The sequence below is a fragment of the Flavobacterium rhamnosiphilum genome, assembly GCF_004349195.1.
GTDB classification, from domain to species: domain Bacteria; phylum Bacteroidota; class Bacteroidia; order Flavobacteriales; family Flavobacteriaceae; genus Flavobacterium; species Flavobacterium rhamnosiphilum.
Genome location: NZ_SMLG01000016.1, coordinates 17267 through 43305 on the forward strand (window position 1 = coordinate 17267; position 26039 = coordinate 43305).

Consider the following 26039-nt stretch of genomic DNA (forward strand, 5'->3'; position numbering starts at 1 on the left):
GGCAATTAAGAACCACCGGACTGTTTTTTAGCATTAATGAATATTTTGTCTTTTGTGGTTTGATATTCTTGAATATACTGTACACTTTCTATGCCAACATTTACATTATCTGATAATAATGATAATGCTTTTTGGGTTGCTCTGAAAGCTTCTTCAGGATCGTCATACGTTCCTAAATCTTGACTTTTATTCACTACATCAGCACTATAATAAGCATAGGTTCCTATTCCCAGCAAAACAACAACCGAAGCCGCAATTGATATCCACGCAACATTACGTTTTTTAGATTGTGGTGGAATTTTTGGCGTAAACTGATGCGCTGCCGCAAGAGAGAAATACCCAAATATGGGTTTGTATTGTTCTAAATGCTGCGCAACATCCAGTGAAGAAAAATAATTACGTAATTCATTTTCTTCAGCAATACTGGTTTCTCCCTGAAAGTATTTTTCTAATAAATTTTCTATCTTAACTGATTCCATAATTGTGTGTTTCTGTCATATAATCCCGTATCGTTTTCCTTGCTCTTGAAAGCGCCACCCGAATCGCGCTCTCATTCATATCTAGTATTTTTGCGATTTCTTCAAATTCATATTGTTCAATATCCCGCATTTGAATTATCAATCTTTGTTGAACAGGTAATTTATCCATTATTTTCCCAACCCAATTCAAACTGTCCAGATCTTCCATTTTCTTCTCCAGACCCGGTTCTTTATCTACATAATTTGTATGAACAATTTTGAGATTTCCGGTTCTTTTCGATTTTAGCTGGTCCAAACAATAATTTTTTGTCATTGTCATTGCAAATGCTTCTACGCTGCTGTACCCCGATAAATTTCCATTTTTACTCCATAATTTCACCAAAACTTCCTGAGTAGCGTCTTCGGCTTCCTCTGTACTTACGAGCAATCGCTTAGCCAGCCTAAAAACTTTGTCTTTAAAAGGAGTCACGAGTAGCACAAACTCATTTTGGTTCATAAAAAAATAGGTTTTAAACTGGTTATATAGTGAAGACGATTCATTTTTATTTTTGCAACAAAAAACATAAAATAAAACTAAAGTTAGTATTTTTACGTTAATTATATTAAAATCAACATATGAGAACAAGTTTCAAATTTACACTTTTATTATTTATAGCAATTTTCACTTTCCAAAGCTGTCAAGACAATGATGATATTGCACCACCAGCCAGCTTAGAAATCCAAGATTTTATATGGAAAGGACTCAACCAATACTATTTATGGCAAGACAAAGTACCTAATTTAGATGAAAATCTATTTGCAGACCAAACCGAATTAAATACGTTTTTATCCGGATACCCTGCACCCGAAAATTTATTTGATGCTTTACTGTTTAAACCGAAAGATAGATTCAGTTGGATCGTAGACGATTATCTAGAATTGGAAAAATCGCTTCAAGGAACATCCAAAAATAATGGAGTTGATTTTGAGCTAAGACGTAAATCAGACAACAGCAATGAAGTAGTTGGTTATGTACGCTATATTCTTCCAGGATCAGATGCTTTTCCAAAAGACATCAAACGTGGAGATGTTTTTTATGGTGTAAATGGAACACAACTTACGGTGAGTAATTACCAAAGCCTATTATATGGAGCAGCCGAAAGTTACACCTTAAATTTTGCTAATCTTACTTATGATTCAAATAATGCCCCAATATTTACCCCTAACGGAAAATCAGTTTCATTGACCAAAACAATTTTAGACGAAAATCCAATTTTTATAAATAAAGTAATAGTCAATGGGACTCATAAAATAGGGTATTTGATGTACAATGGCTTTTACTCAAATTATGACAACCAATTGAATGACGCTTTTGGTTACCTAAAAGCAGAAGGAATAACTGACTTAGTTCTTGATTTACGTTATAACGGAGGAGGCTCAGTTCTTACTTCTACACGATTAGCAAGTATGATAACTGGCACATTCACAGGACAAGTATTTGCTAAACTAGAATGGAATGGAAAAAACAGTGACAACAACACTAATTACCTGTTCCCTGATAAAATAGATGCTACACCAATCAACGTCCTTAAGATGACCAAGGTTTATATCTTGACTTCAAAAAGTACCGCATCAGCGAGTGAGCTAATTATAAACGGACTGAAACCCTATATACCCGTCGTACAAATAGGCGACCTAACCTATGGGAAAAATGTGGCCTCTATCACCTTATACGATTCTCCTAGTTTTGGAGCAGCCAACAGAAATCCACATCATCGCTATGCTATGCAGCCTATTGTCGCCAACACCGTGAATTCAGATGGTTTCGGAGACTATCTAGGTGGATTGGAACCTGATTTTCTTGTAAAAGAAACTATAAGAACTTTTGGTATTCTTGGAAACTCAGAAATCAAAATGATAAATTCGAAAGAAGAATTAATATCTAATGAACCCCTATTAGACATGGCTTTTGCTAAAATAACCGGAAGAACTACGTCTACAAATAGAACAAGCCAATCTGTCTCAGGCAAAGATTTTATCTATTTTACAGATTCAAAATCCATGAATGGGCAAAATCAAATGCATATTGACAAATTACCCGAAGGTTTTAGAAATCCTTTGAAATAAGAAGATTCTAAATCTATACTGTAAACGAAAAATCCCGCTTCAAGTTTTTGAAGCGGGATTTTTTCATTTCAACCTATGCAATTTTATTTTTTTAGAACAAGATATTCAAACCTGCTTTAATGTTTCTGCCTCTGGTGCTGAAACCATTTTTCTCAACAAAATCTTTATCTAAAATATTGTCGGCAGCTACAAAAATACTTAGTCTGTTTTTGATTAATTCATAACGGACATTCGCATTTACCAATTGGTAATCTTTTAGTACAACTACTTTGGAAGGCCATCCGAATAAATCTTCTCTATCTGACACAAACTGATAAGCAGCGCTAATGGCTAATCTTGTAGTTGCCTGAAAATCTAAAGACGCATTTACTTTATGTTTCGGATTTAACACTTTTGTTGATCTGTCTAAATCAGAGAATGTATAGTTTCCTTGAAATTTTAACTTTTCAGTAAAAGAATAATTCAACATAGTTTCAATACCTCTAACAATATTTTTTCCAAAAATATTATAATATTTATTGGTAACAAAACTATAATCAATAGCTTCATTTTCTTCTCTATGGAAAGCAACCACATTAAAAGTTATTTTTTTATTTGCTAATTCAACTTCTACCCCAGCCTCGACAGTGGCATCTTTCTCAGGAGACAAATCAACGTTCCCATAAGGAGAATACAATTGGTACAAACTTGGAGTAATATATGCCGTACTAAAAGAAGAAATGATTTTCAAAGGAACATTAGAAAATGTATAAGAAGGATTTACATTAAACACAAAATTATTTCCGTATTTACTATGAATATTCAATCTCGCTCCAGTATTTACATTTAATCCAAAATCTGAATTATAGACCACCGTAGCGTATGGATCTAAAATACTAAATTTAGCTTTTTCTTTTTGTATATCGCCAAACGGTGTTAGATTAACCATTTCAAAAAATTGAAATTGACCTCCAGTCACAATGAATAATTCAGGTATAATTTGATATTTATTGAATAAATCTGCATTGACATTTCTAGATTGATATAGTGATTTATCTACTGTTTTTGTCCAAGAGGAATAAATATCGAAGTTTCTGTCTATTTTACTTGCCCCTGCATTTAGGACCAATTCTCCTTTATTGTATTTAAACTTTGGCGAAAATCCTATTCTGTACTGTTCTGAAATGCTGTGATTCGTTTTATCATCTGCAAAAGCACCGCCGTCAAATTCATTTCTCATTCTATCATAATTGGCAAGAAAATCCAACGTTAATTTTTTGGTCGGTGTAAATCCAAGTTTCACTATCGAATTCACCCTTGAGAAACGATCATCTTCAAATACAACAGCGTCATTTGCTGATTTCGCATCTGAAATTCCGCTTGTTTCCGTGCTGTTCAAAGACGCAAAATAATTAAATTTTTCAGCACTTCCGTTTAAAGCAAATCCTTGGGTGAAATCTTTTATGTCGTAATTATCATTTTTAGCCACCGTTTGCGTGCCCATATTCACATATGCATTCCCTGCAATAGCTTTTTTGCCGGCTTTTTTTAGTGTAATATTAATAACTCCGGTCGCTGCTCCTGTTCCGTATAAGGTACTGGAAGCCCCTTTCATGATTTCGATACTTTCAATTTGCTCCACTGGAAGCAATCTCAAATCATACGATAAGCTAATTCCAGAAGCATCAGTTACCGGAACGCCATCAATCAAGATTAAAACCTGATGATTTCTTCCTCCACGAATGTAAAGTCCCAAATCTTTACCATTTCTACTTTGGTTTCCATTGATTTCAACACCAGCTACCGTACTTAAAATTGAAGCAACTGATTGTCCTGCTTTTTTCTTTAAATCTTCGGCAGTAATTTTTACAATAACTTTTCCTGATTTTTCTTTTGGCAATGCAAATTTTGAATCGGAAACAACAACTTCATCAAGTTGTTTTGGCTCTTGGTCTTGTGCATACGTGTTCATTGCAAATAACAATGCAATCGCACTAAAGCGAATGAATTTTTTGTTCATTTTAAAAATGTAAATTTTAATAATTGTTGGGAGAAAAGCATAGAATGACCCATACCCAAACCTTTTTTCCCGAAAGTTTGATACTCGATGTAATAGGCAGGTCTCCTGGCTTGCGTCTTGTTGTTTACCTTCCCAAGAAACTGAAATAAATTCAGCTAACTCAGTGGTTTTGTAGATAACAACAAGCTTAATAGCTTACAGTTGCGGGTACAGCGCTAGATTTTTGAATTTTGAATTTTGAATAATGATTTCGGATTTTAAATCTGAAATCAAAAATCGTTAATCATCAATCTTCAATCACTCTCTTCCCTTTTAATGTGGTTCGAAAAAAACAAACCTCAACCTCAATACGGGCGCAAAGATAAAATTATATTAAGTTAATAACCTAAATAATTGCGAATTTTATAATTCAATTTTAATTACAGCGCCAAAATCTACTTTATTTTGGAACGCATCTTTTAGTGGTAGATTGGAAATTCTACACAATATACTTCGTATCACTCCTGCATGTGCCACAATGATTACTGGTTTTGAATTGATTGTTTGAAGTTCATTATTCATAAAATCAATTACTCGATCATGTAAATCAGTAAATGATTCTCCATTGGGTACGCGAACATTTACAAAATCATTCATCCAAGGCGTAAAATCATCCGGCGGAATCACATCCCAATTTTTCATTTCCCAATCGCCAAAATGCATTTCCAGCAAACGGGAATCTTCTTGAATCGAATTGATTTTTGAATTTTCTTTAATATACTTCGCCAAAAGAACACAACGCTGCAAAGGACTGGAATAAAGAATCGCATCTTCGGGTAATTGTTTTAGAATGGTTTCAAAAACAACATCATAGGGTTGCTGCAATCCCACATCCGATTGTCCGTAACAAATTCCTTTTTCACAAACCGTTTCTGTGTGGCGTACTAAATAAACTTCCATAATGCAATAACTGATATATAAAAAACCACTTCGCAAACTTGTTGTGTGGCACCCAGGCAATCTCCCGTATAACCGTCAATCCATTTTTGAAAATAACGTGCCAAAAAAAATCGAGTCAAAAAAACAGGCAGTAAAACCAAAAGTATTTGCCATTGAAAATAGGATAACACGACAAGCGGTACCAATCCAAAAAAGAAAGCACCAACCACTTCTCGCCAAGAATAGCTTTGTGCAATGGGTTTGCTTTTACTTGAAGCATCTTCACGAGAATATTGATGCGTAAAAACAATTGAAATTGCCGCTAATCGACTTATGGAATGCGCTGAAACAAGCAATAATAGAAGTATAAATTGTGAATTATAAATTATAAATTTAGTATCCGAGACGTCAATTAATTGAACCAACCCTTGACATTTAAGTAAAAACAACAGCACTAAACCAATCGCTCCATAAGCACCAATGGCGCTGTCTTTCATAATCATCAGGATTTTTTCTTTGGTCCAGCCACCTCCAAAACCATCACAAACATCAGCAAAACCATCTTCATGAAAAGCTCCCGTCACTAAAACCGAAGCAATCATAGAGAAGATTATGGCAATTTCAGAAGCAACTAAATAATTAAAAACACAATATACTCCAAACGCCACACTGCCTACAATCCAACCGATAATTGGAAAATAGCGAGTTGCTTTGTTTAAATAATCAGGATTGTGGTCGATAGTTGCAGGACATGGAATTCGGGTATAAAACATCAATGCAGTAAAAAATATATGGAGTTCTTTTTTCATTTTTATATTATTTTTTGATTTTTTTCTCGTCTCTGCCGTTTATCGACCACTAACCCCGGCAGATTCAAAACTCGCCATATCATTCAAGAATGCCACTGCCGATTGGATAATAGGAAATGCCACAGCACAACCCGTTCCTTCTCCCAATCGCAAATCGAGTTGTAATACAGTACGAACTTTTAGATAATCTATTATTTTTTGATGTCCTTGTTCTGCCGAGCTATGGCAAAAAATAGCGTTTGTGATAATGGACGGATTTTTTTTATACGCAATCAAAAAAGCGACACTGCAAATAAATCCATCAACAAGGACAAGCATATTTTTTTCTTTGGCTTGCAACATTCCACCTGCCATTTGCATGATTTCGAATCCCCCAAAATAAGCTAATTTACTGTCCAAATCGGTATCACCTTTATAATCTTCAATCGATTTTCTTAAAATTTCGATTTTGAATTGCAACTTTTCATCATTTACACCTGTTCCTTTTCCTACGCAATCTTCTATTGGTAATTCCAAAATAACACTCATTAAAACAGAAGCTGTAGATGTATTCCCGATACCCATTTCGCCAAAACCAATACAATTACTTCCTGTTTTTGCAACGGTTGCAACTATTTCATTTCCTTTTACAAAACACAATTCCAATTCCGTTTTACTCATTGCGGCACCATGCAAAAAAGAGTGTGTTCCTTTCCCTATTTTAGCCGAAATCAAACTGGCATTCATGGGAAAATCATAATTCACACCGGCATCTACAATTGATAATTGGATGTTATTTTGTTTACAAAACACATTGATTGCGGCACCTCCTTCAAGAAAATTGGTTACCATCTGCCGAGTTACATCCTGCGGATAGGCACTTACGCCGTGATTCGCAATTCCGTGATCGGCAGCAAAAACAACAATATTGGGCTGAATTATTTTCGGTTCCAAAGTTTGAAACACCTCGCCTATTTGCTTGGCTAAAACTTCTAATATCCCTAAAGAACCAGTCGGCTTGGTTTTATTATCGATTTTGTATTGCAATGCTTCAGATAAATCGGAAGAAAAACCTATTTTATCTTGATTTTCAAAATTTATATTTTCGATTTTACTTTCGTGTAAAACGGTTATTTCTTCTATAAAAGGAACGTCCTGTTTTTGTTTCCAATTCAATTGTTGTAACATCGGTTGGTTATCGTAATTGCTAGCGGGTTTGCCGACACAGAAATAACCCAAAGGCTCGATATTTTCGGGTAAACCCAATAATTGTTTGAACTGATAATAATTCAAAATGGAAACCCAACCCATAGAATAGCCTTGCTCTGTAAGCGAAAGCCAAATATTTTGTGCTGCACAAACCGAACTGAATTTTATTGCCTCATTACTACCAACTGTTCCAATGGTAAAACTATTCAATACCGAACGATCATAACAAATCACTAATCCGAGTGGCGCTTCCTCAATTGCTTCGAGTTTTAGGGCTTGGTATTGTGTCTTTTGTTGTTCATTATCAGTAAGTTTAGCCGCTTTTTTATCGTAATCTAAAAACAACTTCTTGATCGCCTTTTTGATTTCAGTCGACTTGATCAGATAGTATTTTGTAGCATCAGTCAAACCCACAGAAGGTGCCCAATGTCCCGCTTGTAATGCTTTTTGAATAACCGCATCAGGCACTTCATCATTCGTAAAATGACGGGTGTCGCGACGGGATTTTATAATATCATCTAAATGAGTCATATTTTTAAATTAAAAAATTTTCAATTTCAATGGCAAAAGTCAATATCAATTTCAATAGCAATGGCAATATCAATTTCAATGGCAAAATTCAATGGCAATGGCAAAAATCAATTTAAAAAACATTGCTTTGAAATTGATTTTTGCCATTGAAATTGACATTGCTTTTTTTTTGTTATTGAAAAGTTATTCTTCCCAAACAACGAAACAATACTCGTTATAGGTTTTGGTTGCAAATTCAGGTAATTCAATCGCTTCCGAAAACAACGGACAATTAATTACCAACGTATGAAACTCTCCGTTTTCACCACAAGGATCAATCCCTTTTTTAAGCAATTCCTGTGCTAATTCTTTGGTTAAAATTTTACCTAAATAACTTTCGCCCATTTGCGTATTGCAAGAAACAATCATGGTTTTGATGCCGTTTTCAATCATTTGGTTCACCAAAACGATTCGGTCTTGTTGCCACAAAGGCAAAATTGCTTTTAGCGAAGCCGCCTCGCACACTTTGTCCTCCCAATCTTTATGCGGTTGCAAATCAATGTCCCCAAAAACGGCTGCTTCCAAATCATACTTGGCTTTTAGCATTTTCAAAACAGCAATAAATTTGACTTCATAATCACCCCAAGTCGCCGGAATTCCTTCCAAAGGCAATCCCATTTTTTGTGCTTGCTGATTCAAAATAGACAACGGCAATCCGTGAGAACGAGACACTTTACCGTTTTCATTCATCATATTGAGTAGCACTTTAGGAATAAATCCTTGCTGAACTGCTTGCATCATTGCATAACAGCTGTCTTTTCCGCCACTCCAAGAAGTTACAAAATTCATTTTTTCTCTTTTATCGTTACAGGAATTCCAGAAACCATAAGCACAACGGTATCGGCATTTTTAGCTAAATATTGGTTCATCCAGCCTTGCAGTTCGGTGAATTTTCTACCAATATGCGTTTCGGCATGAATGCCCATCCCTATTTCATTGGTTACAATAATAATTGTTGCATTTTCCTGTTTGACAATAGCGTCAAATTCGGCTTTAGCTTGTTCCAAGCACAAGCCAACATCATTTTTAGTATCTATAAAAAAGTTTGTTAACCAAAGTGTAACGCAATCGACAATGGCTACTTTTCCCGAAAAATCAATTTCGCTCAAGTGTTTTTCTTTTTCGATATTAATCCATCTTTCGTCACGATCTTTTTGATGGCGATCGATTCTCTTTTGGAAATCATCATCCCATTTTCTGGCTGTAGCCACATACATTGGTTTATCCGATAATCCTTTTGCTAAATTTTCGGCATAACTGCTTTTCCCGGAGCGTTCTCCGCCTGTTATTAAATATATCATTGTAATTGTAAATTATTAATTGTAAATTGTAATCGCATCTTTTATGCTAATTGAATAACTTATTTCTTGATATCAACTTTTGCTTTAGTCGTTTTAATAATACTTGTTATAAGTTTTAATATTGATATTGCATCGTTATTTATATTTTCAAATTCTTTTTCATTCAAATAATCAGTAGCTTTTAATAATTCTAACCAATAAACAACTTCATTAGCCTCTTTCTGAGCAATGGAAAGCTTATGAACAAAGTCTTGCCTGCTTTCTGCATGTTCCGCTTCACGAATCATCGCTCCAATACTTGTTCCAGATCTTAACAACTGTTTTGATAATATAAATTCTTTTTTATCGAAACATAAATATTGGTACAATTTAACTATGCGAATTGCAAAATCAAAACTCTTGCTTTTTATAATGTTCTCCTTCATAATCAATAATTTATAATTAACAATTCAAACAATTATTTATACGGACAATGTCTACATCCATTAGTACAACAATGCCCTCTTTTAAGATGAAACCAAGCTTTAAAAACATAATTCCCGTTCTCCAAATAATAATCGATTCCTTCCACGAGATTAGTCGTTTTGGGTAAATCTTTGGCTTTATTATCCATTGCAGTTTCAGAAGATAGTGTAGCTACGTACTCGTCAATTTTAATGGAACAAGCAGTTGTAAAGCAACTGGAACAGAGACAATCCACCACTTCTGATGGAGTAAAAATGGGCGGAAAATTGTTGCACCAGCATTTACTTCCTTCAGGTGTGTCCCCACAATTAAAAGGAGTTCCGCAAGTAGAACAGTTTTTGACTTTAATGCTATTCATTTCGTAAAGATAGTATTTGTTCAATTTTTTACCACTAAAAATAAACAAGAAATTTTATAAATTTGGTATACCTTTGTTGCTATCAAAAAATTAAATCATGAAATTCTCTTTTAAATTAATCCTTTTTGTTTTCTCTTTTTCAACTTTCGTCGGATGTAAAAAAAGCGAAAACCTAAACGTAAAAGAAAGTACTAATTCAAAAAATGCAATCGAATATGCCTCGGGACTTTCTATTTATAAGTACGATGGGTATTCAGTTGTAAAGGTGATTAATCCTTGGCCTGATGCCAATAAAAACTTTACTTATATACTGAAAGAAAAAAACAGTATCGTTCCGGACAGTCTGCAAAAATACACTACCGTTCAAGTTCCCCTGCAATCGATTGTGGTTACTTCAACTACAAATATTCCTTTTCTGGAGATGCTAGGCGTCGAAAAATCGTTGGTTGGTTTTCCACATACCGATTATGTATCTTCAGAGAAAACACGACAATTAATTGATGTGGGTTCCGTTAAAAACGTGGGTCAAAATGAAAAATTAAACATGGAACAACTCATCGAATTGGCTCCTGACCTTATTGTGACTTTTGGCGTAGACAATAACAACCCAATGATCAAAAATTTAGAAAAAAGCGGCTTAAAAGTAATGATCCAGGGCGATTGGATGGAACAATCCCCTCTTGGAAAAGCAGAATGGTTGAAACTGTACGGTGCATTATTTGGTAAAGAAAAAGAAGCCAAAATACTTTTTGATACCATTGTAAAGAACTACAATGAGGCCTTAAAATTAGTTTCAAATGAAAAATCTAAATCAACTGTATTATATGGTTCGATGTATCAGGATCAATGGTTTGTTGCCAAAGGAAATAGCTGGGTAGCACAATTTATGAAAGATGCAAAAGCCAATTATCTTTGGTCTAATGTTGAAGGAACCGGAAGTCTGGGCTTGTCGTTTGAAAACATATTAGACAAAGCTAAAAATGCTGATTACTGGATTGCTTCAGGTCCGTTTAAAACAATATCCGAATTAGGGGACAGCAACCCACATTACAGACAATTTGATGCTTTTACAAGCAAAAATGTTTATACTTTTGAAAGTAAATTAGGGGCAAAAGGCGGTACCATTTATTATGAGTTAGCACCAAGCCGACCGGATTTGGTTTTGAAGGATTATATTAAAATCTTCCATCCTGAATTGCTTCCAAACTATACTTTTACTTTTGCACAAAAACTAAATTAAATTCCGCTCTCCTCCTGAAGAGAGGGAGCTGAAACCGAATCTGTTTGTGTACTTTTTGCAAGTAACTGAAGTTACCTTAAACAAACTTCTAAATAACAATCATTAATAGCTAAATAAGAACAAATTGCCTCACCAAAAACGAAATACGATTCTATTTTTATTGCTTACTTTAGGGCTTATTTTTTTGTTTTTTGTAAACATTAGTCTTGGTTCCATTACGATTCCTTTTAAAGAAATCTACACCAGTTTAACGGGTGGTCAGGCGAGTAAATCCACTTGGGAATATATCATTATCAACTACCGTTTACCTAAGGCTATCACTGCTGTTTTAGTAGGAATGGGATTATCGATAAGTGGTTTATTAATGCAAACCTTGTTTAGAAACCCATTGGCAGGGCCTGACGTTTTAGGACTGAGTTCTGGGGCAAGTTTGGGCGTTGCATTTGTTATATTGAGCGCTAGTTTGTTACCGTCATTTTTAAGTACAATTTTGTTATCTTCCTACGGAATAGTTCTGGCATCTACATTAGGAAGTACTGCTGTTTTGTTATTGGTTTTATTAGTTTCGCAGCGTTTGCGTGATACAATGGCCATATTAATTGTGGGCTTGATGTTTGGCAGTTTTACCAGTGCGATTGTGGGTGTATTAACCTATTTCAGCTCAGCGGAACAATTACAGAAATTCACTTTTTGGTCTTTGGGAAACCTTGGGAATTTGTCTTGGACATCGATCCTCATTTTATCCGTTTGCGTGGGAATTGGTTTGTTTTTGAGCATTTTTAGTATCAAATCATTGAATGCTTTACTTTTGGGCGAAAACTATGCCCGCAGTTTAGGTCTGAATTTCAAAAAAGCACGCCTGATTATCATTTTTGCAACGAGTATTTTAGCAGGCAGCATTACCGCTTATGTAGGTCCAATTGCCTTTGTTGGTTTGGCAGTTCCTCATATAGCAAAATTGATATTTAAAACCAGTGACCATTCCGTATTGTATTGGAGTACATTACTTTTAGGAGCTGCAATAATGCTTATTTGTGATGCTATTTCACAAATGCCAGGCATGGAAATTACTTTGCCTATCAATGCTGTAACTTCTATATTTGGTGCTCCCATCGTGGTTTGGCTTTTAGTACGAAAGAGGAAAATGATGGGATGATTTTAGTATTCAGTGTTCAATATCATCTTTGTAAATACCGGAATACATTCAAGCTATTTAAAAATATATAACATTATGCCACATTTTATAATTGATTGTTCAGAAAATATTTTGAATTTGAAATCACCGGAGGAAATTATCCAAGCGGTTTACGATACCGCTGAATCGACAAACCTTTTTGATATCGGGGACATAAAAGTCAGAATTAATCCTTTTAAATATTATAATATAGGAAACACTCAAGATGATTTCATCCATATTTTTGCCAATATAATGGAAGGTAGAACAACGGAACAGAAAAGTAATCTTTCAAAAAAAATAGTTGGTCAACTGAAATTAATGTTTCCAGATGTTCCAATACTATCAATAAACATTAGGGATTTTGAAAAAGCAACGTATTGTAATAAATCGATGGTGTAATTTTTGAAAATATTCCATACCACTTACAACCCATAAAAATGAATAACATCCTTACCACTTCTAATTTAAGCATTGGCTATAAAACCAAAAAATCGACAGTAACCATTGCCGAAAACCTCAACTTGAATTTACAAGAAGGAAAACTTATTGCTTTGATTGGTGCTAATGGAATTGGGAAATCAACATTATTGCGAACGATTACCGGAATTCAAAAACCGCTACACGGTGATGCTTTTTTGAATGGTAAAAAAATCTCTTCCTACGAGCCTTTAGAATTAGCCCAAAATTTAAGTATTGTTCTTACCGAAAAATTACCACCAAGCAATCTAACCGTTTTTGAGTTAGTGGCTTTGGGTCGTCAACCGTATACAAACTGGATTGGAACTTTGTCTGCTGATGATATCGAGAAAGTGAATATCGCTTTAGAACTCACTCAAATCAGTCATTTAGCTACTAAAAAACATTATGAAATAAGTGACGGACAATTGCAAAAAGTCCTTATTGCACGTGCTTTGGCACAAGATACTCCGTTAATTATTCTAGATGAACCCACAACCCATTTGGATTTGTTACACAAAGTGGCACTTTTCAAATTACTCAAAAAACTGACGCATGAAACTGGAAAATGCATCCTTTTTTCTACTCATGATATCGATATGGCGATACAATTGAGTGACGAAATGATTATCATGACGCCAGAAACAGTAGTGCAAGACGAGCCGTGCAATTTGATCAGTAAAGGAAGTTTTAATACCTTATTCAAAGATGAACATATTGTTTTTGATAGCGAAAAGGGGAAGTTTCTTATTCGTTGAGGAGTTAGAAGTTGTGAGTTAAAAGTTATGGGTTATGGACTGAACACTAGTCTAATTTCCTTTTAACAAATTTTAACAGAAATTACTATTACGAAATTTATGGTAATTTCAAGACCAATCACAATACAAACGGCATAGATTATTACAATAATTTTAACAAATCTTTAACTAAAAAAAATACCCGCTGATTATCAGCGTTTTAAATATATTTTAGTAATTTTATTCTCCTTTAATTTAGATTTTCCCAAATCTTTTCTTAACCTCAACATTAAGAACAATTTTTAAAAAATTTAATTATGGAAAATCTATTTTACACGTCAAAAAAGTTAATTTTGATTGGATCATTGCTGCTGTTTTTTTCTTGCTCCCAAGATGAGCCGCTAAACAATGATTCACTGAAAACCACATCCAAATCTCTTAGCGCGAAAATTAGTGCCGACAAACTTCTCGTATTTAAAGGGCCCGAAGTTGAAATCGGAAACGGTATTGTACGTTCTTGGATTAGTGTGAATCAACTTAGCGGAAAGCCGGTTGAAATTGGTATTGAAATGACTCCCGGAGCATTAGAGGGACTCCCTGACATAGAAGGTCCTGGACCAACAACTGTGCTTCCGTTACATCTTAAAGCCAGACAATTAACCCCTTTTCAGCACATAGGGCTTAACTGGCAGAACCACGGTCATCCTGGCGGACCTCCTGGTTCTTTTACAGTACCCCATTTCGATTTTCATTTCTATATGATTTCAAATGAAGAGCGACTAGCAATTCCAAACTATTCTGCAACCACTCATGCTGCATTTAACAATTTTCCTCCTACTACCACCCTTACTATTCCTCCTATGACTATTACTACTGGTGGTTATATGCCTTTAAACTACGGAACTCCTATTGGAGCGGGTGAAGGTCAAATGGGAAAACACTGGTTGCCAGTACCGCCCAATTATATACCGTTCACTAATGTTATGATTTACGGCACCTATGATGGAAAAATTATTTTTGTGGAACCAATGATAACATTAAACTTCTTGCAAGATGAAACCAAGTACTTTAGTAGTGCATATAACCAACCAACAATATTCGAAAAAGAAGGAAATTATCCTACAATGTATAATATGCGTCATGAAGAAACAGGAAACATCAATATTACTTTAAGCCATTTTGTGCATCAAGATGCTACACCACCTACACCATCCTTGTAAAACTTGACAGCTATAAATTAATACAAAATGAGGAAGTTGGATGCTTCCTCATTTTTTTTATTCTACAAAATCGTCCTATCAAACTCCTTTCAACAAATTAACACTTACAGTTGCAATAGCAGCATCCGGAAATCTCCTGAAAAAATTAGTATCCGGGTACAATCCCGCTTCAGCAGCTATTTTGTGCAAAACAGAAATCTCGACTATATATTGATCCGAAAAACCGTGTGTGGCATCATAAGCCGTTGCAGCTGTTTTTCCCAAATTAGCAGCCGTCAAATTTGGAGCAATCGTATGCAATTCAATCATTAATAATCCAAATTTTCGAACATACGGAGACCATTTATTAAAATGTTCCAATAGATTATCTTCAACCAAACTATTACTGATTCGCTCTCCTCTGTGTGCAAATGCTCCTGTTGAATGACTCACTCTGTCTTTGGTGATCTGTTTCGGCATTTCCCAAATTCGGTTATGATCGAGAAAGGTTCTCACATTCAACAAATCTTTCAAATCAATATTGTAATTTTCCAATAAATCGTCAGCTAACAAATCAGGACGACCAATATCACCCCAAATTACTTTGGCCCAAATATCGGCTTTGATTAAATTGGCTCGGGTTACTTTCAATGCCGCCTGATTATAATCGGCACCCACAAGGAATAAAGGATAATCATCCAGCATTTTGCCACGCAGCGTTTGTCTTTCAATAACATCAAAAATATGTTCCAGAAACGCTCCATTGCCGCAACCCATGTCAAGAATTCCTTTGGGCTGATCTGCTATTGGTAAGTTAAATAATTTGATAATAATTTCATCCACGACTTTAAAATATGTGTCGTGTGCACCTCCGCTTCCCCAAACATTCATTTCGCGATCCACATGAATTTCATCTTCACCTTCGGCAACCGTTCGAAGGATATTTGGGTTACCAAAAAGCAAATCCTCCATTTTACTAAATGTAGGCAAATAGGAAACCGTCACCCCGTAAGCTGCTGCTCTTTTTGCGAAAAACAACCCTTTTTCCGTAAACTGATAATTGCCTTTTTTTTTGGTAAACCAACCTAAATCAACAAAGAAATCCAATATGATTTTGAAATTTTCGGGGGACTTATGAAATTCTTCGGGACGGAAGGAAATTTCCATAAAATACTTATGAAACATTCCGCTCATGCCCAACCGCACTAATATTGGTCCAACCAAAGAACCTTCAATATGCATTAAAATCTGATGTTGAATTTCATTGGTCAGCGTATCATTCGAAAATGAAATTCCATAATTAGTTGCGTACAAATCGAAAATTAAACCCAATCTGACAAATGGAAAATCGTCTAATAATCGCGTGCGAAATTGCATCGAGAAATGCAGTAAATCAAGCACATCTTCATACAGATAGAACATTGAAAATGCAATCGCACTTTTATCGTTTATGCTGAATTTTATTTGGTCCGTAGTGGTATTGATATGATAATCCAGGAATCCTTGAGAACATAAAACACGCAACCCCACATTGAGATAGCCTTCATTAGCTTTAAACTGTTCCGTAAGTTCCGTAAGCGTTACTTCTTTTTTGTCAAGAATATAGGACAGCACTCCTTTTTCATGCAAAACATACGCTACGGGAGCAGTAACCAAACCATCTAAATGCTTAAAAATGGTGCTTCTAAGAGTAATTTTATCAATCATAAAAAGTACGTTTTAATGGAGAAAAAACACAATTCAATCCAGAATGACCTACTCAAATATATGAAATTTCAACCACAATAACGCCTTACTTTTTTACAACTTATTATTTCTAATTTACAGTTTACTAGTTATTTGTCTCTTCGCTTCGCCAATAACAAAAGCGACAGAATTAGCGATATTAAAACTTCTAATTAGTGATGACATCGGAATTGTCAGGTGATTGGGAAATTCGTTTAAAACTGCTTCACTCAAGCCTTTACTCTCTTTCCCAAAAACCAACCAGTCACCATCCTGAAAATCATTCTCCAAATACGATTTTTCGGCATGGGAACTCATCAGGAAAACACGAGACAAATCAGGAATTTGTGCTTTCCATTCGGCTACATCCTGGTATTCTGTTACATCAAGATGCACCCAATAATCCAATCCGGAACGTTTCAAATTTTTATCATTGATTACAAATCCAAAAGGATGAATTAAGTGTAAACGGCTTTCGGTACCTACGCACAATCGGCCAATATTTCCGGTATTATTTGGGATTTCAGGTTCTACTAAAACGATGTTTAACATTGCAATTATTGTTATTTTTTATTGTTATTTTTCATTCGAATCGACTGTAAAATCAGACACTTCCAGAACTTCTCCCGCCTGTAAATCATTAAGATGTACGTTTCCTATTCGAACACGAACCAATCGCAACGTAGGAAAACCAACCGCTGCCGTCATTTTACGGACTTGGCGAAACTTTCCTTCATTGACTGTAATCGAAGCCCAGGAAGTTGGACCGTGACGTTCATCGCGTATCTTTTTTCCTCTTGCGCCAAAAGCAGGAATTTCATGAATTAAAAAAGCTTTGCAGGGTTTAGTGATGTATTTCGTGCCATTAAAACCTATTTCGACCCCTTTTTGCAATTGCTCGATCGCTTCCTGATTGATAACGCCATCAACTTGGACATAATATTCCTTGTCGACTTTTTTACTTCGAATGATTTCGCTCATCATTCCATCCGTGGTCAATAGCAACAATCCTTCGGAATCTTCGTCAAGACGACCTATAGCCATCGTTCCTTTGGGGAAATCATATAATTCACCCAACAGTTTCTTTTTTCTTTTTAATTCGTAAATAAACTGGCTCAAATACCCGTAAGGTTTATGAATGATGAAGTGAGAATGAGACATTTTATTGTATTATTTGTGCGTGCAAAGATAGTTTTGTTTTCGCTGGATTTAAAATAGTATTGCGATACATTTATTGGTGTAAACCAAAAGCTAAGTTAAATGATTAAATTACCTCGTTTAAAAGACGTAATATTATAATAGCTAATGTTATATCATTAAAATTAAACATCATGGAAAATAACGATTTAAGTTCAAAAAAAACGAACAATAAGCAAAATACAAATGAAGGATTTAGCGGTAAAAACTTACCTGAAGATTATAATTCCGACGTATCACATTTGAAAACAGAAGTAGAAACTGATGCACATGGAAATCAAAAAATTGTTCAAAGAGCACGCAATATAGACGGAACTTTGAAACAGAATGAGGATAGTACTCCTAAAAATTTAAGTTCTGATACCGCGAATGTTTCCGAAGAACAAGCTAAAAAAATGGTAGAAAATAAAGATCACAACTCGGATATCATTCCTAACCGTTATCCGAATGAGCATCCTGATAATAAAGAAGACCGAGGGAATATAAAACTGGATGAATAAAAATTGATTTTTTTTCATAAAAAAAACCAGATTTCAGCAACGAAATCTGGCTTTTTTTTATGGCGTGATTAAAACTAATTTAATTTCAAAAAATCAACTATCAGTAGAAACGTTTGATTCTGAATTTACTCGTTTCATTTTCCCAATCCCAATCAGTAAAGTTCCAAAAAAAAGAAAAGCCAATAGCATAAAAAAGCTATTCAGCAATACTGTATTGTAGCCCAAAAGAATCACATCGACAAACGGATACGGGTAAAAACTAAAAAAAGCACCCCGAATTAACGTGTAAACCAAATACACCGAAGGAAAAATCAACCACGGAAAAATGTCTTTGAATTCCAATGTTTTTTTAGGAACAAATAGAATCCAATATATCAAAACCAATAGTGGAATAACCAAATGCAACAATTCATCCACTACTTTTTGAGAACCCGTTGGAGCCCATAAAAATCGTAGAATCGCATTGTAAACAAGTCCTACAATGGTGATATATAATGTAATTGCTGTTGTATTTTTAGGTTTCAAAAAAAACAAACCCCATTTGGATTTTGGCTTCAGCCAAAGAAAAGTAAAACATATTGCCACCAAAATATTCGTTTGAATGGTGAAAAAACTAAAAAACCGAACAATTGTTTCCGGAAGCGAAGCCACACGATTGATAATGATAAGATACAATTGCAATACAACAGCAAACCAACCGACAATAGCTATAATTGCAAAAAAACGAGAATTCAATTTTAAAGATTTATCCTGCATATTTTTTAAAGTATAAAATTAATTAACAACTACATTTACAAATCCACGAATGCTAAAACTTGAGATACTATTTTGATTTCCGAAAGGAAACCAGCAAACTTTTGTTTATTTTTACAAACTTACAAAAAGAAATTCTATGTCAAATATGCTTCCGTTTTTATTGATTTTCATCGTTGCGCTCGCCATTGGTATTTTCATTGGCAAACTCATTTTTTCTGCCCGATTCCAGTTGGAAAAAATTAGTTTAGAGGAAAAACTAATTGCATTTTCTTCTCAATTCAATCAACTGAAAGAGCAGATTATTGTTGACAAAACAACTTTTGAAAAGCAATTAGAAAGCACCAATACTGAGAAAGAAAGCATTCGAAACGAAAAAGACAGTCTGGCAATCCAGCTTTCTAAAAAGGAAGTTGATTTTGAAAATCTTTGGGAACGCAACAAAGAACAAAAAGAAGAAGTGGAGAAATTACAGGAAAAATTCACCAAGGAATTTGAGAATCTCGCCAATAAAATATTAGAAGAAAAGTCCACTAAATTTACGGAACAGAACAAGGAAAATATGAAAAATATCTTGACGCCTTTACAGGATAAAATTCATTTGTTCGAAAAGAAAGTCGAAGATACTCACAAAGAAAGTATTGATTATCATGCGGCTTTGCGCCAACAAATTCTAGGCTTACGAGAAATGAATATCCAAATGAGCAAGGAAACCATCAACTTGACAAAAGCTTTGAAAGGCGACAGCAAGATGCAGGGAAATTGGGGCGAATTGGTTTTGGAACGCGTTCTTGAAAAATCAGGATTAGAGAAAGGCCGTGAATACGAAGTGCAACAAGCTTTCACTACCGAAGATGGAAATCGCGTTTTCCCTGACGTTGTCATCAATCTGCCAGACGGCAAAAAGATGATTGTTGATTCTAAAGTTTCTTTGACTGCTTATGAAAAATACATCAATGAGGAAGATGACGATATGAAAATTGGATTTTTAAAAGAACATGTCAATTCCATCAAACGCCACGTAGAACAATTGGGCAATAAAAATTACCACGATTTATATCAAATAGAAAGTCCTGATTTCGTTTTGCTTTTTATCCCAATTGAACCTGCTTTTGCCATGGCGCTCAATGAGGATACAAGTTTGTACAACAAAGCATTCGAGAAAAACATTGTCATTGTTACGCCAGCTACTTTATTAGCTACTTTACGAACGATTGACAGCATGTGGACCAACCAAAAGCAACAGGAAAACGCTTTGGAAATTGCACGACAAGCAGGTGCTTTGTATGATAAATTTGAAGGTTTTGTAGGTGATTTAATCAAAATTGGTAAAAAAATAGACGAAAGCAAAATTGAATACAGCGGTGCCATGAACAAATTGGTGGAAGGAAAAGGAAACCTGATTGTGAGTGTAGAAAAATTAAAAAAAATGGGAGCCAAAGCGAAGAAAGCACTTCCGGAAAGCATATTAAATCGAGCAGAAAAAGACGAAAATCAACTTTTAAACTAAACAAAAAATGAGGAAATTTTTAATGATTATTACCGCAATACTTGTAATATCAGTTGCCGGTTATTTCGCTTTTTTATACAATGCCACGTATAGCGAAGGTGTACGTTCTGGCGAATTAATAAAAGTGAGCCGCAAAGGAGTTGCTTTCAAAACTTGGGAAGGTGAAATAAGCCAAGGAATTTCCGGAGCACAGATTTTCTCTTTTTCGGTGATGGACAGTGAGGAAAAAGTGATTACTGATTTGAAAGATATGGAAGGTAAATATGTTCAGGTAACTTATGTGGAACGCTATAGAACATTTCCTTGGTGGGGCGATACGCGCTATTTTATCACAGACGTAAAAATGGTAAACTCTCCTTTTAAAATAAAATAAATGAACCGTACCTTTAAAACTGTCGCATCTTCTAATATCAGCATTTCAGAATTGATGTTGCCGTCACACACTAATTTTAGCGGAAAGATACACGGAGGTTATATTTTGTCTTTATTGGATCAAATCGCTTTTGCCTGCGCTTCAAAATTTTCGGGAAATTATTGTGTTACCGCTTCAGTAGATACCGTAAATTTCTTAAAACCAATAGAAGTAGGCGAACTCGTTACAATGAAAGCAAGTGTCAATTATGTAGGTAACAGTTCGATGATTATTGGTATTCGTGTAGAAGCCGAGAACATTCAAACGGGAAAAATCAAACACTGTAACTCATCCTATTTTACTATGGTCGCCAAAGACAAAGAAGGCAAGAGCATGGTTGTTCCCGGATTAATTCTGTCCAATCTTAATGAAGTACGTCGCTTTTGCAATTGCATCAAACAAATAGCCCTAAAAAAGGAAAAAGACCTACACGAAGAAGAGTTTGATTACACCTCAAAAGAATCATTTGAGAGCTTAAAAAAATACAACATTAAGTTAGCACTATAATTACGCTAACCATTAACTGTCTCATTCGTAAAAACTACCTTTCTACGAATATTACATTTAGAATTACGATCTAATTTCTGATTAAAAAATCCTTGAAAAATTAACTGATTTAGTAATTTTTCAACGGCTCAATACTTTTATTTCTTCTATTTATTTCGTAACTTTAAGTAATTTAATTCATAAACCACTATGAAAAAAATTACTCTAATAGTATTACTCATTATTGCTTTTAGAACTATTGCTCAAGAAAAAATGGTGACATATGGAGGTATCATACATTTTGAAGCTTCAATTCCATTATTTGAAGAAGTGAAAGCAATGAATGAAAAAACAACCTGTATTTTGATAACTAAAACGGGACAGATTGCTTGTTGGATGAACATCAAAGATTTCAAATTTGAAAGAAATCTGATGGAAGAACATTTTAATGAAAACTACATGGAAAGCAAACGATATCCCAAAGCAGTTTTTAAAGGTAAAATCGATAAATTCGATTTAAAAAACATCAATTCTGTCGCTAAGGAATGTAAAATAAATGGAAAAATTACCATTCATGGCAGAACTAGAAAAATAAGTATTAGTGGCACCTTGAAAAAAGTGGATAAACGAATTGAAATTAACGCTGAATTTCCCTTAAACACCGATGATTTTATGATTGAAATTCCTTTTATTGTTCGCAGCAAAATATCTAAAAGTGTAAACACTCAACTCATTTGTGTTTTAGAATAAATCTATTTTGCTAAACAATCCCTTAATGCCGCTTCTAGATTTTTAAATTTAAATTGAAAACCTGTTTGTTCAATCTTATCAGATGACACCCTTCTTCCGGTTAAGACAATTATTGCCATTTCGCCCATTGCAAATTTTAATACAAAAGCAGGAATATTGGGCAACCAAATAGAATATCCAAAAATACGTGCCAATGTTTTAGAAAAAATAGTATTGGTGGTATTGTCATTCATTGCTCCGTTATAAGGTCCTTCCATATTTGAATCAACAATTGCCTGAAAATAGATGTTACATAAATCATCAACATGAATCCATGGCATGTATTGCTTGCCGGAACCCAATGCAGAACCCAATCTAAACTTGAATAAAGGAACCAGTCGCTTCAAAAAACCATCATTTTTCCCTAATACTAATCCGGTACGGATTTTTACGGTGCGAATGTTTAAGTTTTCAATAAAATCCAAAGCGCCTTCCCATCTCTGGCATGTATATCCCAGGAAATCATTTGCAGGAGGTGTGTCTTCTGAACAAATCTCTTCGCCATTTACGGCACCGTAAATACCTACGGCCGAAGCTGAAATAAAAGCTTCCAGTTTTTTATTGTTCTTTTTTAAAACGGAATACAACAACTGAGTAGATTTTTCCCGACTGTCTATAATAGCTGCTTTTCGTTTGGCTGTCCATCTTTTCTCGGCAATATTTTCACCTGCTAAGTGAATTATATAATCAGCTTTTAAAACCGCTTCTTCCTCGATAGTCTGATTTATAACATCCCATTTGTAATAGAAAATGTCACCTTTGTTTTGTTTTTCACTTCTACTCAAGATGGAAACTGAGTACCCTTTCGCTATCAACAAGCCTGTTAAATGGCTTCCGATAAATCCTGAACCTCCGCTGATTAATACATTTTTTTTCATCATAATGTAAAGCTAATGATTTATAGCTGTCTAAAAAATACATTAAATTTTGTTTAACATTCTAACTATATAGTTAGATAGAATTTGTCATTCCGAGGAAGGACAAAAATGTGGCAACCCATTATAATAATAATAATAATAATAAAACCCGTTAGGTGCAATTGATTTTTACCACATAGAAATTATAGTATTTAAAAAGAGTTTGATAGATGTTTTACTTTTCACATAGTCAAACTATGCAAAAAATAGTGCTGTTTTCTATTATTCCTTTAATTATAAGTTTCATTTCTATGTTTCTATGTGGTAAAAAGAAATATTTTTTGAATTACACCCAACGGGTTAATAATAATAGAAATACTAATCAATAATAGTTTTACTTCAGAATTCCGGCTTTGTACGTGGCAATCGCTCTGTCTCTGGCAAAAGCATGATCCACCATTGGTTTTCCGTATCCTAAATCAAATTCTTTTATCCATTTACGGATGTAGATTCCTTTCTCGTCGAATTTTTTTTGTTGGATTTCCGGATTGAAAACTCTGAAATAAGGCGCTGCATCGCAACCGGTTCCTGCTGCCCATTGCCAGTTTCCAACATTAGCAGACAATTCGTAATCCAATAATTTTTCGGCAAAATAAGCCTCTCCCCATTGCCACTGAATCAATAAATGCTTGCAGAGAAAACTCGCTACCACCATTCGGACTCTGTTGTGCATGTATCCGGTTTCATTGAGTTGACGCATTCCGGCATCCACCATAGGATAACCCGTAGTTCCCGAACACCAGCGTTTGAAATCATCTTCGTTATTGCGCCATTGAATGCCATCATACGCTGATTTGAAGTTTTGGGTAACAACTTTTGGAAAACTGAATAAAATTTGCATGAAGAATTCTCTCCAAATCAGTTCACTCAAAAAAACATCATTTTTGTGAAATGCCCAATTGACTAATTTCCGAATGCTTACTGTTCCAAAACGCAAATGTGGTGAAAGATAGGAGGTTTTATCCAAGGCTGGAAAATCTCTTATATCTTGATAATTTGCAATGAATTTTAAGTTGTGCGGCTTTACTTTTATTGAATTTTCTTCGAAACCGATTTGTTTCAAAGATGGAAAAACAAAGTCACTTTTATAAAAATTAGAAAATGTATCGAAAGTATCATATTCTTGAACCGGAGCCATTGATTTGTATTTTTCCACCCATTTATTTTTATAAGGTGTATAAACGGTGTACGGCAATCCATCGGCTTTTGTGATTTCTTTTTCTTCAAAAATGACTTGGTCTTTAAAAGAATGCGGAGTTATTTTATTTGATTCCAATACTTCAGAAATAACTGTATCTCGTTTTATCGCGTACGGTTCATAATCTTTGTTGAAGAAGACTTCCTTTACCTCAAATTCTTCTAAAAGCGATTGCCACACATCAAGGGTTTTTCCTTTTTTTACCAAAAGGGAACTTCCTATTTTTTGTAATTGGGCATTTATTTTAGAAAGTGATTCGTGGATGAATCCTACTCTGGGATCATTTTTTGGTAAACTATCCAAAATGGAATCATCAAAAATAAACAATGGAATAACAGTATTTTTAGATTTCAAAGCATGGAATAATCCAACGTTATCTTCTAAACGTAAATCGCGTCTGAACCAAAAAAAGGATACTTCTTGTTTCACCATTATTTAGCATTAAACAGTTGATCTACCATAACGCGTCTGTGATCAAAAATGGTTTTCAACTTATTTTTCACCACCAATGCATTCATGATTCGGCCAATGAAACCCAAAGGCAACGCATAATGAACCAAATCGGTCATTTTTACTCCGTTTTCAGTAGCTTCAAAAAAATGTTTGTGATGCCACAACGCATAAGGTCCAAAACGTTGTTCATCGATAAAATAACTGTTCTCTTTTACGAAAGTAATTTCGGTTACCCAAGGCAATTTTAACCCTAAAAGTGGCGTTATTCTGTACTGTATAATTTGCCCCGCGTACATCGATTTATTATCGAAATCGGTGATTTCGAAACCCATTGTTTCGGGTGTGATTTTCTGAAGGTTTCTTGGACTGGAAAAAAAAGCCCAACATTCTTCTAAACTTGCATTAACCTGTTGAACGCTTTCTTTTTTATAAAGTTTCATTTGTGGTAATTATTATTTTTTAATCGAAAATTGTATCGAACTGCGGGTTGCGTGAGGGATGGCAGTGGAGCTCTTTTTTTTGACTACCCTGTCAGGGTTTTGAACCCTGACAGGGTAGTCAAAAAAAAAGCGGGAACGTACAGCCCGACCCGATTTTTCAGCGGGTCACGCCCAAATGGAATTGTTATATTTTATAATACTTGAAAGGCACGAACAACATCCCGAAACACTCGCCATGTTCCTTACCCAAATGCTTGTGATGCACTTTGTGTGCTTTTCGCAATCCAATCAAATACTTGTTATTGGTGTTTTTGAACCACTTGAATCGTTGGTGAATTAAGACATCGTGAATCATGAAATAACAGAATCCATAAAATGTGATTCCCAGTCCTAGGAAAAAAAGATAGTTCATCCCACCTTCTACTCCATAGTAAAAAAGTACAATACTGGGTATCGCAAAAATCACAAAGAAGATGTCATTTCGTTCAAAAACGTTGGCATATTTGGGTTGATGATGATCGGCATGAAAATACCACATCAAACCGTGCATAATATACTTATGTGTCAGCCAGGTCACACATTCCATGAAAAGAAAAACGCCTAAAAATATTAAAAAGGAAATCATTGTTTTTTTATTTAATTAAAATAAACGCTTCT

29 protein-coding genes and 1 riboswitch are annotated in these 26039 nt (G+C 34.8%); of the genes, 11 read left to right on the plus strand and 18 right to left on the minus strand.

The genetic code is table 11. From position 1 onward, the window contains the following. Nucleotides 1-5 precede the first annotated feature (5 nt). Nucleotides 6-479, minus strand: a complete 474-nt coding sequence (locus tag E0I26_RS15565) for a hypothetical protein (protein WP_131917364.1) — start codon at nucleotides 477-479, stop codon at nucleotides 6-8. Continuing rightward, entirely contained in the window at nucleotides 466-975 is a 510-nt protein-coding gene (locus E0I26_RS15570; RefSeq protein WP_131917365.1) for an RNA polymerase sigma factor, read from the minus strand. The genes E0I26_RS15565 and E0I26_RS15570 overlap by 14 nt, the downstream gene beginning before the upstream one ends. A gap of 119 nt (nucleotides 976-1094) precedes the next feature. Here E0I26_RS15570 and E0I26_RS15575 point away from each other — a divergent pair, with 119 nt between their 5' ends. After that, nucleotides 1095-2585, plus strand: coding sequence for a S41 family peptidase (locus E0I26_RS15575; protein WP_131917366.1), 1491 nt, complete (start codon nucleotides 1095-1097; stop codon nucleotides 2583-2585). A 91-nt stretch (nucleotides 2586-2676) separates the two neighbouring features. Here the strand turns inward: E0I26_RS15575 and E0I26_RS15580 are convergent, their stop codons facing one another. From E0I26_RS15580 to E0I26_RS15615, 8 genes are all read right to left on the minus strand, one after another. Beyond that, nucleotides 2677-4584 carry a TonB-dependent receptor plug domain-containing protein gene (locus E0I26_RS15580; protein WP_131917367.1) on the minus strand — a complete coding sequence of 636 codons (1908 nt, stop codon included), beginning with the start codon at nucleotides 4582-4584 and terminating at the stop codon, nucleotides 2677-2679. Between the two features lie 77 nt (nucleotides 4585-4661). After that, nucleotides 4662-4940, minus strand: a riboswitch (cobalamin riboswitch). Nucleotides 4941-4986: 46 nt separating this feature from the next. Then, nucleotides 4987-5523 carry an alpha-ribazole phosphatase gene (gene cobC / locus E0I26_RS15585; RefSeq protein ID WP_131917368.1) on the minus strand — a complete coding sequence of 179 codons (537 nt, stop codon included), beginning with the start codon at nucleotides 5521-5523 and terminating at the stop codon, nucleotides 4987-4989. Next, nucleotides 5508-6311, minus strand: coding sequence for an adenosylcobinamide-GDP ribazoletransferase (locus E0I26_RS15590; RefSeq protein WP_131917369.1), 804 nt, complete (start codon nucleotides 6309-6311; stop codon nucleotides 5508-5510). The genes cobC and E0I26_RS15590 overlap by 16 nt, the downstream gene beginning before the upstream one ends. Before the next feature lie 39 nt (nucleotides 6312-6350). Further along, nucleotides 6351-8030 (minus strand): nicotinate-nucleotide--dimethylbenzimidazole phosphoribosyltransferase, encoded by a 1680-nt coding sequence (gene cobT / locus E0I26_RS15595; RefSeq protein WP_131917370.1) that lies wholly within the window; start codon nucleotides 8028-8030, stop codon nucleotides 6351-6353. A gap of 183 nt (nucleotides 8031-8213) precedes the next feature. Next, the gene (locus E0I26_RS15600) at nucleotides 8214-8858 is read right to left on the minus strand and encodes a Dph6-related ATP pyrophosphatase (protein ID WP_131917371.1); all 645 of its coding nucleotides are present in this window, start codon (nucleotides 8856-8858) and stop codon (nucleotides 8214-8216) included. Continuing rightward, on the minus strand, nucleotides 8855-9370 hold the full coding sequence (cobU, locus tag E0I26_RS15605) for a bifunctional adenosylcobinamide kinase/adenosylcobinamide-phosphate guanylyltransferase (protein WP_131917372.1): 516 nt from the start codon (nucleotides 9368-9370) through the stop codon (nucleotides 8855-8857). The genes E0I26_RS15600 and cobU overlap by 4 nt, the downstream gene beginning before the upstream one ends. Nucleotides 9371-9429: 59 nt before the next feature. Beyond that, nucleotides 9430-9795: a four helix bundle protein gene (locus E0I26_RS15610; RefSeq protein ID WP_131917373.1), complete on the minus strand. Its 366-nt coding sequence runs from the start codon at nucleotides 9793-9795 to the stop codon at nucleotides 9430-9432. A 32-nt stretch (nucleotides 9796-9827) separates the two neighbouring features. Continuing rightward, a complete protein-coding gene (locus E0I26_RS15615; protein ID WP_131917374.1) occupies nucleotides 9828-10193 on the minus strand; it encodes a DUF5522 domain-containing protein in 366 nt (121 codons plus the stop codon). Nucleotides 10194-10290: 97 nt separating this feature from the next. Between E0I26_RS15615 and E0I26_RS15620 the strand changes: the two genes are divergently transcribed. The 5 genes from E0I26_RS15620 to E0I26_RS15640 all read left to right on the plus strand — a co-directional run bounded on the left by E0I26_RS15620 (nucleotide 10291) and on the right by E0I26_RS15640 (nucleotide 15023). Next, complete coding sequence (locus E0I26_RS15620; RefSeq protein ID WP_131917375.1) at nucleotides 10291-11433, plus strand: ABC transporter substrate-binding protein; 1143 nt, start codon at nucleotides 10291-10293, stop codon at nucleotides 11431-11433. 124 nt (nucleotides 11434-11557) lie between these two features. Next, a complete protein-coding gene (locus tag E0I26_RS15625; RefSeq protein WP_131917376.1) occupies nucleotides 11558-12589 on the plus strand; it encodes an iron ABC transporter permease in 1032 nt (343 codons plus the stop codon). A 75-nt stretch (nucleotides 12590-12664) separates the two neighbouring features. After that, nucleotides 12665-13009, plus strand: a complete 345-nt coding sequence (locus E0I26_RS15630) for a 5-carboxymethyl-2-hydroxymuconate Delta-isomerase (RefSeq protein WP_131917377.1) — start codon at nucleotides 12665-12667, stop codon at nucleotides 13007-13009. A 38-nt stretch (nucleotides 13010-13047) separates the two neighbouring features. Further along, nucleotides 13048-13824 (plus strand): ABC transporter ATP-binding protein, encoded by a 777-nt coding sequence (locus E0I26_RS15635; RefSeq protein ID WP_165929463.1) that lies wholly within the window; start codon nucleotides 13048-13050, stop codon nucleotides 13822-13824. A 332-nt stretch (nucleotides 13825-14156) separates the two neighbouring features. Next, the gene (locus E0I26_RS15640) at nucleotides 14157-15023 is read left to right on the plus strand and encodes a DUF5602 domain-containing protein (protein WP_131917379.1); all 867 of its coding nucleotides are present in this window, start codon (nucleotides 14157-14159) and stop codon (nucleotides 15021-15023) included. Nucleotides 15024-15101: 78 nt separating this feature from the next. On the opposite strand, the gene E0I26_RS15645 is transcribed toward E0I26_RS15640, so the two are convergent. From E0I26_RS15645 to E0I26_RS15655, 3 genes are all read right to left on the minus strand, one after another. Next, entirely contained in the window at nucleotides 15102-16709 is a 1608-nt protein-coding gene (locus E0I26_RS15645) for a class I SAM-dependent methyltransferase (RefSeq protein ID WP_131917380.1), read from the minus strand. Nucleotides 16710-16823: 114 nt separating this feature from the next. Next, the gene (locus tag E0I26_RS15650) at nucleotides 16824-17279 is read right to left on the minus strand and encodes a tRNA (cytidine(34)-2'-O)-methyltransferase (RefSeq protein ID WP_131917381.1); all 456 of its coding nucleotides are present in this window, start codon (nucleotides 17277-17279) and stop codon (nucleotides 16824-16826) included. Between the two features lie 24 nt (nucleotides 17280-17303). Continuing rightward, a complete protein-coding gene (locus E0I26_RS15655) occupies nucleotides 17304-17888 on the minus strand; it encodes a pseudouridine synthase (RefSeq protein WP_131917382.1) in 585 nt (194 codons plus the stop codon). 170 nt (nucleotides 17889-18058) lie between these two features. Here E0I26_RS15655 and E0I26_RS15660 point away from each other — a divergent pair, with 170 nt between their 5' ends. After that, complete coding sequence (locus E0I26_RS15660; protein WP_131917383.1) at nucleotides 18059-18424, plus strand: hypothetical protein; 366 nt, start codon at nucleotides 18059-18061, stop codon at nucleotides 18422-18424. Nucleotides 18425-18517: 93 nt separating this feature from the next. Here the strand turns inward: E0I26_RS15660 and E0I26_RS15665 are convergent, their stop codons facing one another. Then, nucleotides 18518-19180: a Pr6Pr family membrane protein gene (locus tag E0I26_RS15665; protein WP_131917384.1), complete on the minus strand. Its 663-nt coding sequence runs from the start codon at nucleotides 19178-19180 to the stop codon at nucleotides 18518-18520. Nucleotides 19181-19316: 136 nt separating this feature from the next. Between E0I26_RS15665 and rmuC the strand changes: the two genes are divergently transcribed. The 4 genes from rmuC to E0I26_RS15685 all read left to right on the plus strand — a co-directional run bounded on the left by rmuC (nucleotide 19317) and on the right by E0I26_RS15685 (nucleotide 22335). Then, on the plus strand, nucleotides 19317-20687 hold the full coding sequence (rmuC, locus tag E0I26_RS15670) for a DNA recombination protein RmuC (protein ID WP_131917385.1): 1371 nt from the start codon (nucleotides 19317-19319) through the stop codon (nucleotides 20685-20687). Nucleotides 20688-20694: 7 nt separating this feature from the next. After that, nucleotides 20695-21060 (plus strand): 6-phosphogluconate dehydrogenase, encoded by a 366-nt coding sequence (locus tag E0I26_RS15675; RefSeq protein ID WP_131917386.1) that lies wholly within the window; start codon nucleotides 20695-20697, stop codon nucleotides 21058-21060. Beyond that, nucleotides 21061-21606: an acyl-CoA thioesterase gene (locus tag E0I26_RS15680; RefSeq protein ID WP_131917387.1), complete on the plus strand. Its 546-nt coding sequence runs from the start codon at nucleotides 21061-21063 to the stop codon at nucleotides 21604-21606. A 189-nt stretch (nucleotides 21607-21795) separates the two neighbouring features. Continuing rightward, a complete protein-coding gene (locus tag E0I26_RS15685; protein ID WP_131917388.1) occupies nucleotides 21796-22335 on the plus strand; it encodes a YceI family protein in 540 nt (179 codons plus the stop codon). Between the two features lie 2 nt (nucleotides 22336-22337). Here the strand turns inward: E0I26_RS15685 and E0I26_RS15690 are convergent, their stop codons facing one another. From E0I26_RS15690 to E0I26_RS15705, 4 genes are all read right to left on the minus strand, one after another. Continuing rightward, nucleotides 22338-23255 (minus strand): TIGR01777 family oxidoreductase, encoded by a 918-nt coding sequence (locus E0I26_RS15690; protein WP_235831790.1) that lies wholly within the window; start codon nucleotides 23253-23255, stop codon nucleotides 22338-22340. Between the two features lie 370 nt (nucleotides 23256-23625). Next, nucleotides 23626-24921 carry a cryptochrome/photolyase family protein gene (locus tag E0I26_RS15695; protein ID WP_131917389.1) on the minus strand — a complete coding sequence of 432 codons (1296 nt, stop codon included), beginning with the start codon at nucleotides 24919-24921 and terminating at the stop codon, nucleotides 23626-23628. Continuing rightward, a complete protein-coding gene (locus tag E0I26_RS15700; protein ID WP_131917390.1) occupies nucleotides 24921-25382 on the minus strand; it encodes an SRPBCC family protein in 462 nt (153 codons plus the stop codon). Before E0I26_RS15700 ends, E0I26_RS15695 begins: the two co-directional genes overlap by 1 nt. Before the next feature lie 184 nt (nucleotides 25383-25566). Further along, nucleotides 25567-26007 carry a sterol desaturase family protein gene (locus E0I26_RS15705; RefSeq protein WP_131917391.1) on the minus strand — a complete coding sequence of 147 codons (441 nt, stop codon included), beginning with the start codon at nucleotides 26005-26007 and terminating at the stop codon, nucleotides 25567-25569. Between the last annotated feature and the right edge of the window lie 32 nt (nucleotides 26008-26039).